The sequence below is a fragment of the Brucella sp. NBRC 14130 genome (assembly GCF_040371715.1).
Taxonomy (GTDB): domain Bacteria; phylum Pseudomonadota; class Alphaproteobacteria; order Rhizobiales; family Rhizobiaceae; genus Brucella; species Brucella intermedia.
The window spans coordinates 138572-154237 of the sequence record NZ_BAABTE010000003.1; the positions used below are offsets into that span (position 1 = coordinate 138572).

Here is a 15666-nt window from a genome sequence, read left to right on the forward strand (position 1 = left end):
TACCCGCGCCTATTTCAGAAAGCCGTTGGTCTTGAGAAACTCCTCCGCGACAGCCTTTGCCGGTTCACCGCCGAGCTGCACGCGACCGTTGAGTTCCTGAAGGGTCGTGAGATCGAGCTTTGCGAAAACGGGCTTCAGCAGCTCCTCGATTTTCGGGTTTTTCTTCAAAATCTCTTCCCGGATGATCGGGGCGGGCTGATAGACCGGCTGCACATGCTTGTCGTCCTCGAGCACGACAAGCCCGGACGGCGCGATGCCGCCATCGGTGCCGTAGACCATGGCCGCATTGGCGCCGTTGGTCTGGTTGGCGGCGGCTGCGATGGTCGCGGCCGTGTCGCCGCCTGAAAGCGTGATCAGCTGGTCGGGTTTCAGGGTGAAGCTGTAGGCGGTCTGGAAGGCTGGCAGGGCGGCCGCCGAATTCACGAATTCAGACGATGCGGCCAGAATGACCTTTCCGCCGCCTGAAATGTATTTTCCGAATTCGCTCAGGTTCGTAAGCTTGTTTTCGTCGGCGACGTCCTTGCGCACCGCAATGCCCCAGGTGTTGTTTGCGGGCGAGGGGGCGAGCCAGACAATCTTGTTGGCGTCGTAATCTAGCTTCTTCGCAGTCTCGAACGCCTTGGCGGCGTCTTTCCACAGCGGGTCGTCCGCCTTGTTGAAGAAGAAGGCCGCATTGCCCGTATATTCGGGGTAAATGTCGATTTCGCCTGCGGTGATCGCCTTGCGCACCACGGGCGTGGCGCCAAGCTGGATGCGATCCGTGGTCTGGATGCCATTTGCGTTGAGAACGGCCAGAATGATGTTGCCGAGAACGCCGCCTTCCGTGTCGATCTTGGAAGAGACGACCACCTGTGCCTGCGCGACGCTGGAAAACTGGATTGCGCCCGCAAGGAGGGCAAGTGCGACGGCACTTCCCTTGAATAGATTTCCGTACGACATGCTTTTCATCCCATCGCGCTGGTTTTTCCTCGTGAAGGTAAACTATAGCGCGAGCGGGAAAAGGAAACCGTCGTTCGACACCCCTCCTGACAGCAGGCTGGCAGGAGGGGCGATGTCAGGGGGCTCGATCAGCCGATGAAATCGCTTTGCGTGCCGTGTGCTTCGATGGCCTGTGCAAGGCGCTGCAGCGCGTGGACATAGGCTGCCGAGCGAACCGTCACATTGTGCTGCTTGGCATGGTTCCAGATGGCGCGGCCTTCGCGTTCCATGATGGTTTTCAGGCGCTCATGGATTTCTTCCAGCGTCCAGTAATAGCCCTGGCGGTTCTGCACCCATTCGAAATAGGAAACCGTCACGCCACCCGCATTGGCGAGGATATCCGGCAGAACGACGACACCGTTTTCTCCCAGTATCCTGTCGGCTTCCGGCGTCACGGGGCCATTGGCCAGCTCGACGATCAGCCTGGCCTTGATGGACGCCGCATTGTCCGCATGGATCATGTTTTCCATGGCGCTCGGCACCAGAACATCGCATTCGGCTGCAAGCAGTTCATCGGCGGAGATGGCTTCGTGGCCATTCTTGCCGGCGGTGGAAACGACCGACTTGCCCTGTTCCTTGGCCTGCATCAGCAGGTCGAGATCAAGGCCGTCGGCGCAGTAGACGGCGCCGGACGAATCCGAAACGGCAACGATCTTGTGCCCGTCGCCTGCCATCAGCTTGGCGATGAACTGTCCGGCATTGCCGAAACCCTGAACGGTGACGCGAAGCTGCGAGGCAAGGCCCAGATCCTGCGCCAGGTGGCGCACGAGATAGAAGCCGCCGCGCGCCGTCGCATCGTTGCGGCCGAGCGAACCGCCGAGCGCCAGCGGCTTGCCGGTGATGACGGCGGGCGAAGACTGCCCGACGATCTGGGAATATTCGTCGGCCATCCAGCCCATGATCATGGAATTGGTGTAGACGTCGGGTGCCGGAATATCGCGGTCCGGGCCGATAATGCCGGAGAAAGCCTGGATATAGGCGCGCGAAAGACGCTCAAGCTCAGCCTTGGAAAGCTGGCGCGGATCGACCTGGATGGCGCCCTTGCCGCCGCCATAGGGAAGGTTCATGACCGCGCATTTGAATGTCATCCAGAAGGCCAGCGTCTCGACTTCTTCGGCGGTCGATTCCGGATGGTAGCGAATGCCGCCCTTGGTCGGTCCGCGCGTGTCGTCGTAGCGGCAGCGCCACGCAAGAAAGGATTTGCGCGAACCATCGTCCATGCGAATCATCAGTCGCACTTTCATGGTCTCACGTGCATATTTCAGCTTCTCGATGACATCCGCATCGATGTTGATGTGGCTTGCCGCCTCGTCCAGACGAACGAGTGCGCTTTCGAGTAGATTCTCCTTAGTCACGGAATCACCTTTCTTGCGTTTCTTTTATTTTGGACGCGATTTTACGAAAGAATGCGTAGACCTTTGCGCAACAAAAGAAAAGGAAAAAGGACAATAATGTTGTCCTATTTTACAGGGGCCATTTTTGAAACTGCTTTACCGTCCCGTTGCAGGCGCGGGCAGGCTCGCCTGCGTCGGACGGGATGTCGCGAAATGGTGGCCATGTCGTATTTGTGGCGTCTTATGACGCAAGCCTGCTGTCGGGTTTGAAACGGAAACAATAGAAATATCATCAAAGGCTTCGCATGTGCCGGAAGGGCGCTTGCGGCCGCGAAACTGGTGGTTGTCTATGTCCCGTTTTTCTGCAGCTTCGATTATTAAAAATGCGCTGTCCGGCAACAAGAACTGGAAGCCGCAATGGCCCAATGCCGAACCCAAGGCCGAATATGACGTGATCATCGTCGGCGCGGGCGGGCATGGTCTGGGTGCCGCCTATTATCTGGCCAAGGAACACGGCATCACCAATGTCGCCGTCATCGAAAAGGGCTGGCTCGGCGGCGGCAATACGGGCCGCAACACCACCATCATCCGCTCCAACTATCTCTATGACGAGAGCGCGCATCTCTACGAACATGCGATGAAGCTGTGGGAGGGTCTGAGCCAGGACCTCAACTACAATGTCATGTTCTCGCAGCGCGGCGTCATGATGCTGGCGCATACGGTGCATGACGTGCAGAGCTTCAAGCGTCACATCCATGCCAACCGCCTCAACGGTATCGACAATGAATGGCTGAGCAAGGAGCAGGCGAAGGAATATTGCCCGCCGCTCGATATTTCCCCCAATGCGCGTTATCCGGTTGTGGGCGCCACCTTGCAGCGGCGCGGCGGCGTGGCCCGCCACGATGCGGTCGCCTGGGGCTATGCGCGCGGGGCGACCGAGCGCGGCGTCGATATCATCCAGAATTGCCCTGTCACGGCCATCCGCCGCGATGCTTCGGGCCGCGTCACCGGCGTCGATACGCCACGCGGTTTCATCAAGGCGAAGAAGGTGGCGGTATCGGCTGCGGGCAGCACGTCGATTGTCATGGATACGGCTGGCGTTCGCATGCCGCTTGAAAGCTTCCCGCTGCAGGCGCTGGTGTCCGAGCCGGTCAAGCCGATCTTCCCCTGCGTGGTCATGTCCAACACGGTCCACGCCTATATCAGCCAGTCAGACAAGGGCGAACTGGTGATCGGTTCCGGCACCGACCAGTATGTGTCCTACAGCCAGCGCGGCGGCCTGCCGCTGATCGAGCACACGCTTGCGGCCATCTGCGAAGTCTTCCCGATCTTCACCCGCATGCGGATGCTGCGCAAATGGGGCGGTATCGTCGACGTCACGCCGGATCGCTCCCCGATCATCGGCAAGACGCCGGTGCCGGGGCTTTATGTCAATTGCGGCTGGGGCACCGGCGGCTTCAAGGCGACGCCGGGTTCGGCGCATGTCTTCGCGCATACGATTGCCCGCGATGAGCCGCACTGGATCAACGCACCCTTCACGCTTGAACGCTTCACCACCGGTCGCCTGATTGACGAAGCGGCTGCTGCCGCCGTCGCGCACTAAGGGAGGTATGATATGCTTTTAATCCGTTGCCCTTATTGCGAGATGGAACGTCCGGAACTGGAATTCGCCTATGCAGGCGAAGCGCATATTGCGCGCCCTGCCGACCCATCGACGCTTTCCGACGACGAATGGCGCGATTTCCTGTTCACGCGCTCCAATCCGCGCGGCACCCATTTTGAACGCTGGCGGCATATCAATGGCTGCGGCCGCTTCTTCAATGCGGTGCGCGACACGGTGAGCGACAAGTTCGCGATGACCTACAAGGCCGGTGAACCCCGTCCTGCTTTGGCAGAAACTCCGGCTGCGGAGACGAAATAATGACCGATATGCGCATTCATAACAAAGGCCGCGTCAACAAGGCCAAGTCCGTGCGGTTCACCTTCAACGGCAAGTCCTATTCCGGCTTCGAGGGCGATACGCTGGCTTCCGCCATGCTTGCCAATGGCGAGCATCTGGCCGGTCGTTCGTTCAAATATCACCGCCCGCGCGGCATTCTTTCCGCCGGTTCCGAAGAGCCGAATGCGCTGATGGGCGTTTCACGCGGGCCGGGCCGTTTCGAGCCGAACACCCGCGCAACGGTGCTGGAACTCTATGACGGCCTCAAGGCCGAAACCCAGAACCACTGGCCGTCGCTGAAGCACGATGTCGGCGCGATCAACGACGCCTTCTACATGTTCTTCTCGGCAGGCTTTTACTACAAGACCTTCATGTGGCCGAAGAGCTTCTGGAACAAGGTCTATGAGCCATTCATCCGTGGCGCAGCCGGTCTTGGCAAGTCGCCCTCCGAGCCCGATCCCGACACCTATGCCAGCCGCTATGCCTTCTGCGATGTGCTGATCGCCGGTGGCGGGCCTGCCGGTCTTGCCGCAGCACTTGAGGCCGCGAAAAGCGGTGCGAAGGTAATCATCTGCGACGAGCAGGCGGAATTTGGCGGCTCGCTCCTGTCGGAACCGGAGCCGGTCATCAATGGCCGCGCAAGCTGGGACTGGCTCAGCGAAACCATTGCCGCGCTCAAGGCCAATCCGAATGTCACGCTTCTGCCGCGCACCACGGCCATCGGCTATTACCACCAGAACATGGTCGGCCTTTGCGAGCGCCTGACCGATCATCAGGCCAAACCCGCTTCCAACGCGCCGCGTGAACGCATGTGGCGGGTGCGCGCTAGCCAAGTCGTGCTGGCGCAGGGTTCCATCGAAAAGCCGCTGGTCTTTGCTGGCAACGACCGTCCGGGCGTGATGCTGGCATCCGCCGCCCGCACCTATCTCAACCGCTATGGCGTCAAGGTCGGCAATCAGGCCGTCGTCGTCACCTCGCATGACAGCGCATGGCTTGCGGCCTTCGATCTCGCGGTCGCAGGCGTCAAGGTTCCGGCCATCATCGATGTGCGTGCAAGCGTTGCCGACAGCCTCGTCAACCGCGCGAAGATGCTCGGCATCGAGACGCTGACCGGCTGGACGGTGACGGATACGGGCGGACGCCACCGCGTGTCGTCCGTGCGCGTCAATCCGGTTTCCAATGGCTCTGTCGGTGCTGCCCGCACGATTGCCTGCGACGTGCTGCTGATGTCCGGCGGCTGGAATCCGAGTGTGCATCTGTTCTCGCACACGAAAGGCTCGCTGGTCTGGGACGACGCACGGCAGATCTATCTGCCGGGCAAGCCGACCGAGGAAAGCCGCTGTGTCGGTGCGGGCAATGGCAATTTCGATTTGGCTGCCGCATTGCGTGAGGGTGCGGAAGCGGGTGCCGCGGCAGCCAGTGATGCCGGTCACAAGGCCAAGCCATCAGACTATGCTGTGGCCGGTGATTTCATCTGCGACGGCGTAAGCTGTCGCGAACTGCCGACCGATCGCGATCCGGGCAAGGCCAAGGCTTTCATCGATTTCCAGAACGATGTGACCGCCAAGGATATTCGTCTGGCCGTGCGCGAGGGCTTCCACTCCATCGAGCACGTCAAGCGCTATACCACCAACGGCATGGCGACCGATCAGGGCAAGACGTCCAACATCAATGGTCTGGCCGTTGCAGCCGATGCGCTCAAGCGCCCGACGCCGCAGGTGGGTCTCACCACCTTCCGTCCGCCCTATACGCCGACCACCTTCGGCGCGTTCTGCGGCTACAATCGTGGCAAACTGTTTGATGTCACGCGCAAGACGCCAATCGATAGCTGGGCCGAACAGCATGGCGCGGCTTTCGAGCCGGTGTCGCTGTGGCGGCGCGCATGGTATTTCCCGAAAACCGGCGAAGACATGCATCAGGCCGTGGCGCGTGAATGCAAGTCGACCCGCCAGTCGCTCGGCATGTTCGATGCCTCCACGCTCGGCAAGATCGAAGTTGTCGGCCCGGATGCGGCGGAATTCATGAACCGCATGTACACCAATCCATGGACGAAGCTTGGTGTCGGGCGCTGCCGCTATGGCCTGCTGCTCGGCGAAGACGGCTTCATCCGCGATGATGGTGTCGTCGGTCGCCTGACGCAGGATCGCTTCCATGTGACCACCACGACCGGCGGTGCCGCGCGTGTTCTCAACATGATGGAAGACTATCTCCAGACCGAATGGCCGGAGCTGAAAGTCTCATTGACCTCGACCACCGAGCAATGGGCCGTGGTCGCGATCAATGGCCCCAATGCGCGCAAGCTCATCGAGCCGATGGTTGAAGGGCTGGATATTTCCGACGAAGCCTTCCCGCATATGTCGGTTGCGGAATGCAAATTCCTCGGCGTGCCTGCGCGTCTGTTCCGCATGAGCTTCACCGGCGAACTGGGCTATGAAATCAACGTGCCTGCCCGTTACGGCCTGTCACTGTGGAAGGCGCTTTATGAGGCCGGCCAGAAATATGACATCACGCCTTACGGCACCGAAACCATGCACGTCCTGCGCGCCGAAAAGGGCTATATCATTGTCGGTCAGGACACGGATGGCACCGTGACGCCGGACGATGCAAGCCTTGGCTGGGCCGTCGGCAAGCAGAAGCCGGATTTCGTCGGCAAGCGTTCGCTCACCCGTCCGGACATGCTGAAATCGGATCGCAAGCATCTCGTGGGCCTGCTCACCAATGATCCGAAGCTGGTGCTGGAAGAAGGCGCGCAGATTGTCGCCGACCCAAAACAGCCGTTGCCGATGACCATGCTTGGCCATGTCACCTCGTCCTATTGGAGCGAGACGCTCGGGCGGTCCATCGCCATGGCGCTGGTGTCGGGCGGCAAGGCTCGCATGGGTGAAACGCTTTATATGCCGATGCCGGATGGCAGCGTGCACGAGGCGACAGTTTCGGGCATGGTCTTCTATGACCCCGAAGGCAAGAAACTGAACGGATAAGGATCGAACCATGCTCGTTGAAACCAAACCTTATTCGAACCGCAAGGTCGTCATTCCCGGTCGTCTGGAAATCCATGCGGCGGACGATGCCGCCCGCTTCGTCCTGCGCATCGGTCCGGCAAAGCTGGCCCTGGCTGAAAGGGCGCTGGGCGCAAAAATCCCGGCGAAGATCGGCGATCTTGTCCGCACGGATGATATTGCCGTTGCCTGTATCGGACCGGATGAATGCTATATCTGGGCTGATGAAGGCAAGGGTGCCGCCATCACGCAGGCTTTCGCCGGGCTTTATGAAACAGAGCCGCACAGCCTGACGGAAGTGAGCCATCGCGAAACCGGCATCGACATTACCGGCCCGCAGGCGGAATGGCTGCTCAATGCCGCGTCTCCGCTCAATCTGGCTGAAATGCAGGCACCGGGCGCTGCGCGCACCATCTTCGACCGTGCCCAGATCATCCTGCTGAAATGGGATGCGGATCATTACCGCATCGAAGTGTGGAATTCATTCGCCGATCATGTGTGGACCTTGCTGGAACTGGCCAGCAATGAGGTCGAACTCGCAATCTGATCGAAAAGACGCCGCCCCACCGGACGGCGTTTTTGCCTTGAGGGCTTGATGCGACATCTCCTTCCCTCATCCTGAGGAGCCGTTGAAAACGGCGTCTCGAAGGGCTGAGGGAAAACGCTCCGGGTATCCGCCTCTGTCCTTTAAAGCTTCCAGAGACGGATTGCATTCGCGGACAACAGGCGCGTTTTTTCGTCGTTGCTGCATCCTTCAAGAAGCGCATGGGTTGTCGCCACCCATGTGGAAAGCCCGGCATCGGCATTGGTTGCCAATGTGCAGACGGGCCAGTCGCTTCCCCACACCACACGGTCCCAGCCGAATGACCGGATGACATGTTCGACATAGGGCCGCATCGTATCGACGGTCCAGTTTTCCGGGTCCGCATAGGCCACCACGCCGGAAATCTTCGCCGTCACATTGTCGCGCTGCGAAATCTCGCTGATGCCCTTCTGCCAGCTTTCCAGCGCGCCCGACTTTATATCCGGCACGCCGCAGTGATCGAGCACGAATTGTACGCCGGGCGCGAGATCGGCCAGTGCCAGCACCTTGTCGATCTGGTGGGGAAGGGTGCAAAGATCGAAGGTCAGGCCGGTGCCTTCGAGCCGCTTGATATTCTCCCGGAAAAGCGCGCCCTCGGAAACATCGTCCGGCACGACATGCAACACGCGGCGAAAGCCTTTGACGAAGGGATTGCTGCGCTGGCGTTCCAGATATTCCGCAAAGCCCGGTTCTTCCGGGCGGCAGGAGGCGATTGCGCCCTTGATGAAATCACCCGATCGTCTGGAAATCTCCTGAATATGGTCCGTTTCAGCCTGAATGGCATCGGCTGCCACATCCACTTCCATATGCAACGCCGCCTCGATGCCGCAGCGCTCTGCCTGCTTCCGATAGGTCTCGAACAGGAAGTCGCGATTGAGGGCCGGAACGCCGTCGAGCCATGGATAATTCAGCGCGCTTTTGTCGATCAGATGCAGATGGGTATCGATAATCATGAAAACGTCCTCCTCCCGCATAGTTTCAAAAAAGAAGAGAGTTTTCAAATAAGAATTGGGGGTCTTCCGCTTTTGGGGATACGCTCTACTCGGCAGCTCCGATATCGGAGCCCACCAGTTTCGACAGATCCTGGACAGTCTTTTGCAGCAGGCCGATGGTCTGTGTGATGTCGGGGGCGGAAGCCGAGTTGACGAGCGTCACATAGGGGCAGGTCAGCGAGGCTATGCAGGTACCGTCCGGGCCGAGGATGGGCGCCGAGAGATTATAGACGCCCGCCACCTGGGCGCTCGGCATCATTTCATAACCGCGTTCGCGAATCTGGTCGAGGCGCTCGTAGAAGTCTTGATCAAGCTTTACGCTTTCAACGTCCCTTGCATATTCGGCAATCATCATCTTGCGTTCTTCGGGAGAACGGAAGGCGAGAAGCACATGGCCGGAACCGGTGTCGAACAGGCTGATATGCGAGCCGACGCGGATCGAAATTCCCCAGTAATCCGGGGCTTCCTGCTGTGCGATGACAACGACAGACCCGCGGTCGAACACCGCAAGCTGGTTGGCCTGTCTGGAGCGGTCCGCGAGTTCACGCATGAAGGGCGTGGCAAAGGAAGCAAGCCTGCGCACCGGGGCATGAAGATGCGCCAGACCGAACAGCTTGAGGGTCAGCGAATAGCGGTCGCCTTCCAGCTTCGTCACATAACCGCGCTTCACCAGCCGGTCCAGCATCCGGTAGAATTCATTGGGGCTGCGGTCGAGGTGTTTGGCAATCTCTGCCTGCGTCAGGCCCCCGTCCACGCTCGCAAGCAGTTCCAGAATATCCAGGCCCTTGTCCAGCGCCGGGGCGCGATAGCGATCCTCTGTTTCCAAGTGAACTCCCCTTGTGAATATCATTCTTCATATACGAAGGACCGCGGATTCGAAAGGTGCAAACAGGCAGAGAAAGCCTTGACCGGATTTGCGTAATATGTTTGCATATAAATAAATGATTTACAATTGGGGGCGAGTTGAGGAGCGCCGCCGGGAGGCCAGGGTGCAAGGTGAGTTTCGAGGCGTGCTGCCGGGCGGGAGCCGCCCTGTTGGCGCGGGGCGTGGAATAGCGCGCTGCTACGGATCGCATCTGCGATCTTGCCCACGGCACCCCGATCCTTGCAAGCGGCGCTCGGCATCACGGCGATGCTCATCAACCCGGTTGCTTTTTCCCATGGTTATGATCGTCTGCGGTTCATATCGGAAATACGCTTAATCAGCGGGACGACCACATCCTGCTTGTCGAACGGAAGGCTTGGAAATGACGATACGTTTTGATGCAAAGACCGCGCTGGTGACAGCCGCAGCGCAAGGGATCGGCCGTGCAAGCGCACTGGCCTTTGCGGAGGCGGGCGCGAAGGTCTACGCGACCGACATCAATACCGATGCTCTCAAGGAGATCGAAGGCGTCAACGGCATCATCACCCGCAAGCTCAACGTGCTTGACGATGAGCAGGTGAAGGCGCTTGTCGCCGAAATCGGGCAGGTGGATATCCTGTTCAACTGCGCCGGTGTCGTCCATGGCGGCTCGATCCTCGAAATGAAGGACGAAGACCTCGATTTTGCGGTCAATCTCAACATCCGTTCGATGATCCGCACCATCCGCGCCGTGCTGCCGGGCATGCTGGAACGCAAGGACGGCGCCATCGTCAACATGGCCTCGGTCGCTTCCAGCGTGAAGGGCGTGCCGAACCGCTTTGCCTATGGCGTCACCAAGGCCGCAGTTATCGGCCTGACGAAGGCCGTCGCCGCCGATTATGTTGCCAAGGGCATCCGCTGCAACGCCATTTGCCCCGGTACGGTGGAAAGCCCGTCCCTGCAGGACCGCTTGCGCGCGCAGGGCGATTATGAAGAGCAGCGCGCAGCCTTCATCGCCCGCCAGCCGATCGGCCGCATTGGCCAGCCGGAAGAAATCGCCGATCTCGCCGTTTATCTCGCCGGTGCGACCTACACCACCGGCCAGGCCTACAACATTGACGGAGGCTGGACGATCTAGGGCGGTCGATATTCAAGCTCTGGCGGCCTGCAAATGGCGCAGCCAGAGCGTCGACCACCCTGACGCCCTCTCTTTCATCCCCTCAAAGGAGTAAACTCATGAAATTTCTTCGTTACGGTGAAGCCGGTCAGGAAAAGCCGGGCATTCTCGATGCCGATGGCGCGATCCGCGATCTCTCCGCCCATGTAGGCGACCTCTCCGGCGCGGCGCTTGCCCCGGATGCACTGGCCAAGCTCGGCGCGATCGACGTCAATTCGCTGCCGAAGGTCGAAGGCAATCCGCGCCTTGGTCCTTGCGTTGCAGGCACCGGCAAGTTCATCTGCATCGGCCTCAACTATTCCGATCACGCCGCCGAAACCGGCGCGGCGGTCCCGCCGGAACCGATCATCTTCATGAAGGCAACGTCCGCCATCGTCGGCCCCAATGACGATCTCGTCATCCCGCGCGGTTCGGAAAAGACCGACTGGGAAGTCGAACTTGGCATCGTCATCGGCAAGACCGCGAAATATGTCTCGGAAGAAGACGCGCTCCACTACGTGGCCGGCTATTGCACCATCCATGATGTGTCGGAACGCGCCTTCCAGATCGAGCGTCAGGGCCAGTGGACGAAGGGCAAGTCCTGCGACACGTTTGGCCCGACCGGTCCGTGGCTGGTGACGAAAGATGAGATCGAAGACCCGGAAAACCTCGGCATGTGGCTCAAGGTCAATGGCGAGACCATGCAGAACGGTTCGTCGAAGACGATGATCTACGGCATTCGCCACCTCGTTTCCTACCTGTCGCAGTTCATGTCCTTGCAGCCGGGCGATATCATCTCCACCGGCACACCTCCCGGCGTCGGCATGGGCATGAAGCCGCCTCGCTATCTCAAGGCTGGCGACGTCGTGGAACTTGGCATCGAAGGCCTCGGCAGCCAGAAGCAGAACGTGCGCGCCGACATCTAGGCTTTGTTTGAGCATGGTCCCGAACCGGCTTTGCTGTTTCGGGACCACGCCCTGATCACGGATAAATCATGACCAAAATCACTGATCTGCGCGTCTTCGATCTGCGTTTCCCGACTTCCCAAAGTCTGGACGGTTCCGACGCGATGAACCCGGACCCGGATTACTCTGCGGCCTATGTCATTCTCGATACGGATGACGAGGCGCTGAAGGGGCACGGCCTCACCTTTACCATCGGTCGCGGCAACGATATCTGCTGCCAGGCGATTCTCGCCATGCGGCATCTGGTGGTCGGCGCCTCGCTGGAGGATTTCCGGGCGGCGCCTGGAAAATTCTGGCGCTATCTGACCGGTGACAGCCAGTTGCGCTGGATCGGCCCGGACAAGGGTGCCATGCATCTTGCAACAGGCGCTGTCGTCAACGCCTTCTGGGACCTGGCTGCAAAGCAGGCTGGCAAGCCGGTATGGCGGCTTGTTGCCGACATGTCGCCAGAGGAAATCGCCGATATCGTCGATTATCGCTACCTCACCGATGCGCTGACGCGCGACGAGGCTGTCGAAATCCTGCGCAAGGCGGAAGCCGGCAAGGCCGGGCGCATCGCCACGCTCGAAGCGGAAGGCTATGCCTGTTACACGACCTCGGCTGGCTGGCTCGGCTATGACGACGACAAGCTGCGCCGTCTGTGTCAGGAAGCCATCGACGAGGGCTTCAACCACGTCAAGATGAAGGTCGGCCGCGATCTCGAGGACGATATTCGCCGCCTCACCATTGCGCGCGAAGTGATCGGCCCGGACCGTTACCTGATGATCGACGCCAACCAGGTGTGGGAAGTCGATCAGGCAATCGAGTGGGTCAACAAGCTGGCCTTCTCCAAGCCGTTCTTCATCGAGGAACCGACCAGCCCGGACGATGTTGCCGGCCATCGCAAGATTCGCGAAGCCATTGGCGAGGTGAAGGTTGCGACTGGCGAAATGTGCCAGAACCGCATCATGTTCAAGCAGTTCATCGCGGAAGGCGCCATCGACATCGTCCAGATCGATTCGTGCCGCATGGGTGGCCTGAACGAAGTTCTGGCGGTGTTGCTGATTGCGGCCAAGTTTGGCAAGCCGGTCTGGCCGCATGCGGGCGGCGTCGGCTTGTGCGAATATGTGCAGCACCTGTCGATGATCGACTATGTGGCCGTTTCAGGCACCAAGGAAGGCCGCGTGATCGAATATGTCGATCATCTGCACGAACACTTCATCGATCCGTGCGTCATCAGGAACGCGGCCTATATGCCGCCGTCGCTGCCGGGCTTCTCCATCGAGATGAAGCCGCAGTCGATTGCGGAATATACGTTCAGGGGCTGAGATCGGTTTCTGCACCGGAAACAAAGGCCGCGCTGAAAAGCGCGGCCTTTCTGCTTATAGGAAGCGGATCATCAGCGCGCCGCTCAGCAGCAAAACGGCACCGGCGACGCGTCCGGCGGTGATTTCACGCACGGCAACGCCCATGAAGCCGATACGGTCGGCGGCGAGCCCGGCCATCAACTGTCCGGCGACCGCCAGACCCATCACGGCGGCAGCGCCGATGCGTGGCGTCAGCAGCACCGATGCCGTCACATAGATACAGCCAAGCGCACCGCCAGCCACGAACAGCCAGCCCGCAGGCACATTGAAGGCCGGCATTGCGCCGGTCGCGCGCGCGGTGATCCCGGCAATGATCGCAAGGATCACAGCACCGGAAAGGAACGAAATCGCGGCGGCAGTCACCGGCGACCCCAGACCCCGAGCCAATGCTGCATTGATGGGGGCCTGAATAGCAATACAGGCACCTGAAAGGATGCCGAACAATGTCCAGAGCATGGAAATTTCCTTATATGGAGAACCGGCTGAAACTTGGCACTACAGTTGCATTCTTCGGGATGCAGGACTGCAAAGAGCAATTTGCATTCGCATAATCCTGAAAAGCCTGCAACTTTTTGGGATCAAGCGAAGCTTCTGGTGTGCGAAAATCACTCTTTTCGCCACGGCATGGCGACTTTACAACCGTAGTGTCAAGCGGCGCGTTTATTCGTGGCTGTGACAGACAGGTGCAGGCCAAGGGCCTTTATGACGCCGAGCAGGGTCGATAGTTTTGGATCGCCGTTCTCGCTCAGGGAGCGGTAAAGGGCTTCACGGGTAATTCCGGCTTCTTTAGCGACAGCAGTCATGCCGATGGAACGGGCTACGTCACCAAGAGCATGCGCAATAAGGGAAGGGTCGCCATCTTCAAATGCCGCTTCCAGATAGGCAACACGCTCTTCCGGCGTCTTGAGGTGATCAAGAACATCAAAACGGGTGGTTTCAAGGACCATTCTAAATCTCCTTCGCCATTTGTTTCGCCAGCGCGATATCCCGGCCCTGTGATGACTTGTCGCCGCCACACAGCAGAACAACGATAGTTGATCCCATGGATACGAAATAAACCCGATAGCCGGGGCCGTATGTAATGCGCATTTCGCTCACGCCTTCGCCGACAAGATTTCACATCGTCGGGATTGCCCAGTTCCATGCGGCGGATCCGAGTGACAATCCGCAACCGTGCATTGGTATCACGAAGCTCATCAAGCCACTTGGTGAAAAAGGTGGTTTGGCGGACTTCGATCATGCGTAACCTATAGATCACATCGCCGATCTGGTCAATATAAACGTGATTTGTAGGTTACATGACGCGCGGCAGGAATCACCTGTCAACGTGTTGCACCGAATGTTGCATGGACAATGTTGCAACCCATATTCCGGGCAAATATGAGCCTTGATCCGGAATAGCTCTTTAAATTTATTTGATTTTGGAGTGGTGCCCGGAGGCGGATTCGAACCACCGACACGCGGATTTTCAATCCGCTGCTCTACCAACTGAGCTATCCGGGCATCCGTAACAAGCGATCTGCTTGTTCTGGGCGGTGTTGGTTCCCGCCGGAAGTGGGTGGGTTATAGCATTAAATTTCGCGCTGTCCAGCACCGTATCGCAATTTTTATCAGCTTTTCTCACATCTTTGTTAAGTAACTGATTTTATTGGCGGAAGCTGATTTGGAAGAGGCTAGTTGCCTTCTTCTTCCTCTTCATCAATCGGCTTTCCCGGCAGCACATAGCTGCCGGACAGCCAGCGATTGAGGTCGATGCTTTTGCACCGGGGCGAACAGAAGGGATAGGATTCGCGCGTGGAAGGTTTTCCGCATTCCGGGCAGGGGCGCGTCGGACGCAATGGCGTCACGCGTGCGCCTGCTGCTGCCGATATGTCCTTCTTGTCACTCATGTCTGCTCTCAGACTTTCCCGCTGCCCCAGTTGGCGTAAACCGGATAATCGACATCGTTCAGCAGGCTTACGGTTTCCTGCAGCGGCAATCCCACCACGTTCGTATAGGACCCGACCAGCTTCACGACGAAGCTGCCTGCCAGTCCCTGGATGGCGTAGCCGCCCGCTTTCCCGCGCCATTCGCCGGATGAAAGATAGGCATCCATCTGCTGGCGGGAGAGCCGCTCGAAGCGAAGCCGCGTTTCCACCAGTGTGTGGCGCAGATTTCCATTTGGCAAGACAAGGCTCACGCCGGTGAATACCTTGTGCGTGCGCCCGGAAAGCAGGCGCAGGCATTCTCTCGCCTCGTCGGCAATCTCGGTCTTGGGGAGAATGCGCCGGCCAACGGCCACGACCGTATCGGCGGCAAGAATGAAGGCATGTGCGAAATTCGCATCGTCCTTCAACAATTCCTGTGCCTTGCGCGCCTTTTCCCGCGACAGACGGCGCGCCAGCGAGCGCGGGTGTTCCGCGCGCTGCGGCGTTTCATCTATATCGGCCGGATAAATATGGTCCGGTTCGATGCCTGCCTGCCCCAGAAGCTCGATCCTGCGTGGAGAACCGGAGGCTAGAACCAGCTTGTGTTGCGCGCTCATCGACTA

General features: G+C 59.3%; 15 protein-coding genes, 1 tRNA gene and 2 pseudogenes. 8 read left to right on the forward strand and 10 right to left on the reverse strand.

Going from position 1 to position 15666, the window contains the following annotated elements; translation table 11 throughout:
- Positions 1-9 precede the first annotated feature (9 nt).
- Entirely contained in the window at positions 10-939 is a 930-nt protein-coding gene (gene osmF / locus ABWW28_RS06775) for a glycine betaine ABC transporter substrate-binding protein OsmF (protein WP_112701978.1), read from the reverse strand.
- A gap of 128 nt (positions 940-1067) precedes the next feature.
- The gene (locus ABWW28_RS06780; RefSeq protein ID WP_006465957.1) at positions 1068-2333 is read right to left on the reverse strand and encodes a Glu/Leu/Phe/Val family dehydrogenase; all 1266 of its coding nucleotides are present in this window, start codon (positions 2331-2333) and stop codon (positions 1068-1070) included.
- 328 nt (positions 2334-2661) lie between these two features.
- On the opposite strand from ABWW28_RS06780, the gene ABWW28_RS06785 reads away from it, so the two are divergent.
- From ABWW28_RS06785 to ABWW28_RS06800, 4 genes are read left to right on the forward strand one after another with little or no spacing between them, the layout of a single operon-like run.
- On the forward strand, positions 2662-3915 hold the full coding sequence (locus ABWW28_RS06785; protein ID WP_113342031.1) for a sarcosine oxidase subunit beta family protein: 1254 nt from the start codon (positions 2662-2664) through the stop codon (positions 3913-3915).
- Between the two features lie 12 nt (positions 3916-3927).
- Positions 3928-4233 carry a sarcosine oxidase subunit delta gene (locus tag ABWW28_RS06790; RefSeq protein WP_025089722.1) on the forward strand — a complete coding sequence of 102 codons (306 nt, stop codon included), beginning with the start codon at positions 3928-3930 and terminating at the stop codon, positions 4231-4233.
- Positions 4233-7232 carry a sarcosine oxidase subunit alpha gene (locus tag ABWW28_RS06795; RefSeq protein ID WP_187963232.1) on the forward strand — a complete coding sequence of 1000 codons (3000 nt, stop codon included), beginning with the start codon at positions 4233-4235 and terminating at the stop codon, positions 7230-7232. The genes ABWW28_RS06790 and ABWW28_RS06795 overlap by 1 nt, the downstream gene beginning before the upstream one ends.
- Positions 7233-7242: 10 nt before the next feature.
- On the forward strand, positions 7243-7797 hold the full coding sequence (locus tag ABWW28_RS06800; protein ID WP_151601895.1) for a sarcosine oxidase subunit gamma: 555 nt from the start codon (positions 7243-7245) through the stop codon (positions 7795-7797).
- Positions 7798-7937: 140 nt separating this feature from the next.
- On the opposite strand, the gene ABWW28_RS06805 is transcribed toward ABWW28_RS06800, so the two are convergent.
- Both ABWW28_RS06805 and ABWW28_RS06810 read right to left on the reverse strand, forming a co-directional pair.
- Complete coding sequence (locus ABWW28_RS06805) at positions 7938-8786, reverse strand: amidohydrolase family protein (protein ID WP_113342148.1); 849 nt, start codon at positions 8784-8786, stop codon at positions 7938-7940.
- 85 nt (positions 8787-8871) lie between these two features.
- The gene (locus ABWW28_RS06810) at positions 8872-9675 is read right to left on the reverse strand and encodes an IclR family transcriptional regulator (protein WP_051556896.1); all 804 of its coding nucleotides are present in this window, start codon (positions 9673-9675) and stop codon (positions 8872-8874) included.
- 233 nt (positions 9676-9908) lie between these two features.
- On the opposite strand from ABWW28_RS06810, the pseudogene ABWW28_RS27600 reads away from it, so the two are divergent.
- From ABWW28_RS27600 to ABWW28_RS06825, 4 genes and pseudogenes are all read left to right on the forward strand, one after another.
- Positions 9909-10026 (forward strand): annotated as a pseudogene (locus tag ABWW28_RS27600) (dehydratase); the annotation flags it as partial.
- Between the two features lie 46 nt (positions 10027-10072).
- Positions 10073-10807: an SDR family oxidoreductase gene (locus ABWW28_RS06815; protein WP_113368590.1), complete on the forward strand. Its 735-nt coding sequence runs from the start codon at positions 10073-10075 to the stop codon at positions 10805-10807.
- A gap of 98 nt (positions 10808-10905) precedes the next feature.
- Positions 10906-11751 (forward strand): fumarylacetoacetate hydrolase family protein, encoded by an 846-nt coding sequence (locus tag ABWW28_RS06820; protein WP_113368591.1) that lies wholly within the window; start codon positions 10906-10908, stop codon positions 11749-11751.
- 68 nt (positions 11752-11819) lie between these two features.
- The gene (locus ABWW28_RS06825; protein ID WP_112701111.1) at positions 11820-13097 is read left to right on the forward strand and encodes an L-fuconate dehydratase; all 1278 of its coding nucleotides are present in this window, start codon (positions 11820-11822) and stop codon (positions 13095-13097) included.
- Between the two features lie 54 nt (positions 13098-13151).
- On the opposite strand, the gene ABWW28_RS06830 is transcribed toward ABWW28_RS06825, so the two are convergent.
- The 6 genes and pseudogenes from ABWW28_RS06830 to ABWW28_RS06855 all read right to left on the reverse strand — a co-directional run bounded on the left by ABWW28_RS06830 (position 13152) and on the right by ABWW28_RS06855 (position 15660).
- Positions 13152-13592 carry a DMT family transporter gene (locus tag ABWW28_RS06830; RefSeq protein WP_112701110.1) on the reverse strand — a complete coding sequence of 147 codons (441 nt, stop codon included), beginning with the start codon at positions 13590-13592 and terminating at the stop codon, positions 13152-13154.
- A 191-nt stretch (positions 13593-13783) separates the two neighbouring features.
- A complete protein-coding gene (locus ABWW28_RS06835) occupies positions 13784-14083 on the reverse strand; it encodes an addiction module antidote protein (RefSeq protein WP_113368592.1) in 300 nt (99 codons plus the stop codon).
- A gap of 1 nt (position 14084) precedes the next feature.
- Positions 14085-14376: pseudogene (locus ABWW28_RS06840) on the reverse strand (type II toxin-antitoxin system RelE/ParE family toxin).
- 187 nt (positions 14377-14563) lie between these two features.
- Positions 14564-14639: transfer RNA gene (locus ABWW28_RS06845), tRNA-Phe, on the reverse strand.
- A gap of 170 nt (positions 14640-14809) precedes the next feature.
- On the reverse strand, positions 14810-15025 hold the full coding sequence (gene yacG, locus ABWW28_RS06850; protein ID WP_006465970.1) for a DNA gyrase inhibitor YacG: 216 nt from the start codon (positions 15023-15025) through the stop codon (positions 14810-14812).
- Between the two features lie 8 nt (positions 15026-15033).
- Entirely contained in the window at positions 15034-15660 is a 627-nt protein-coding gene (locus tag ABWW28_RS06855) for a Maf-like protein (RefSeq protein WP_006465971.1), read from the reverse strand.
- Positions 15661-15666: the final 6 nt, after the last annotated feature.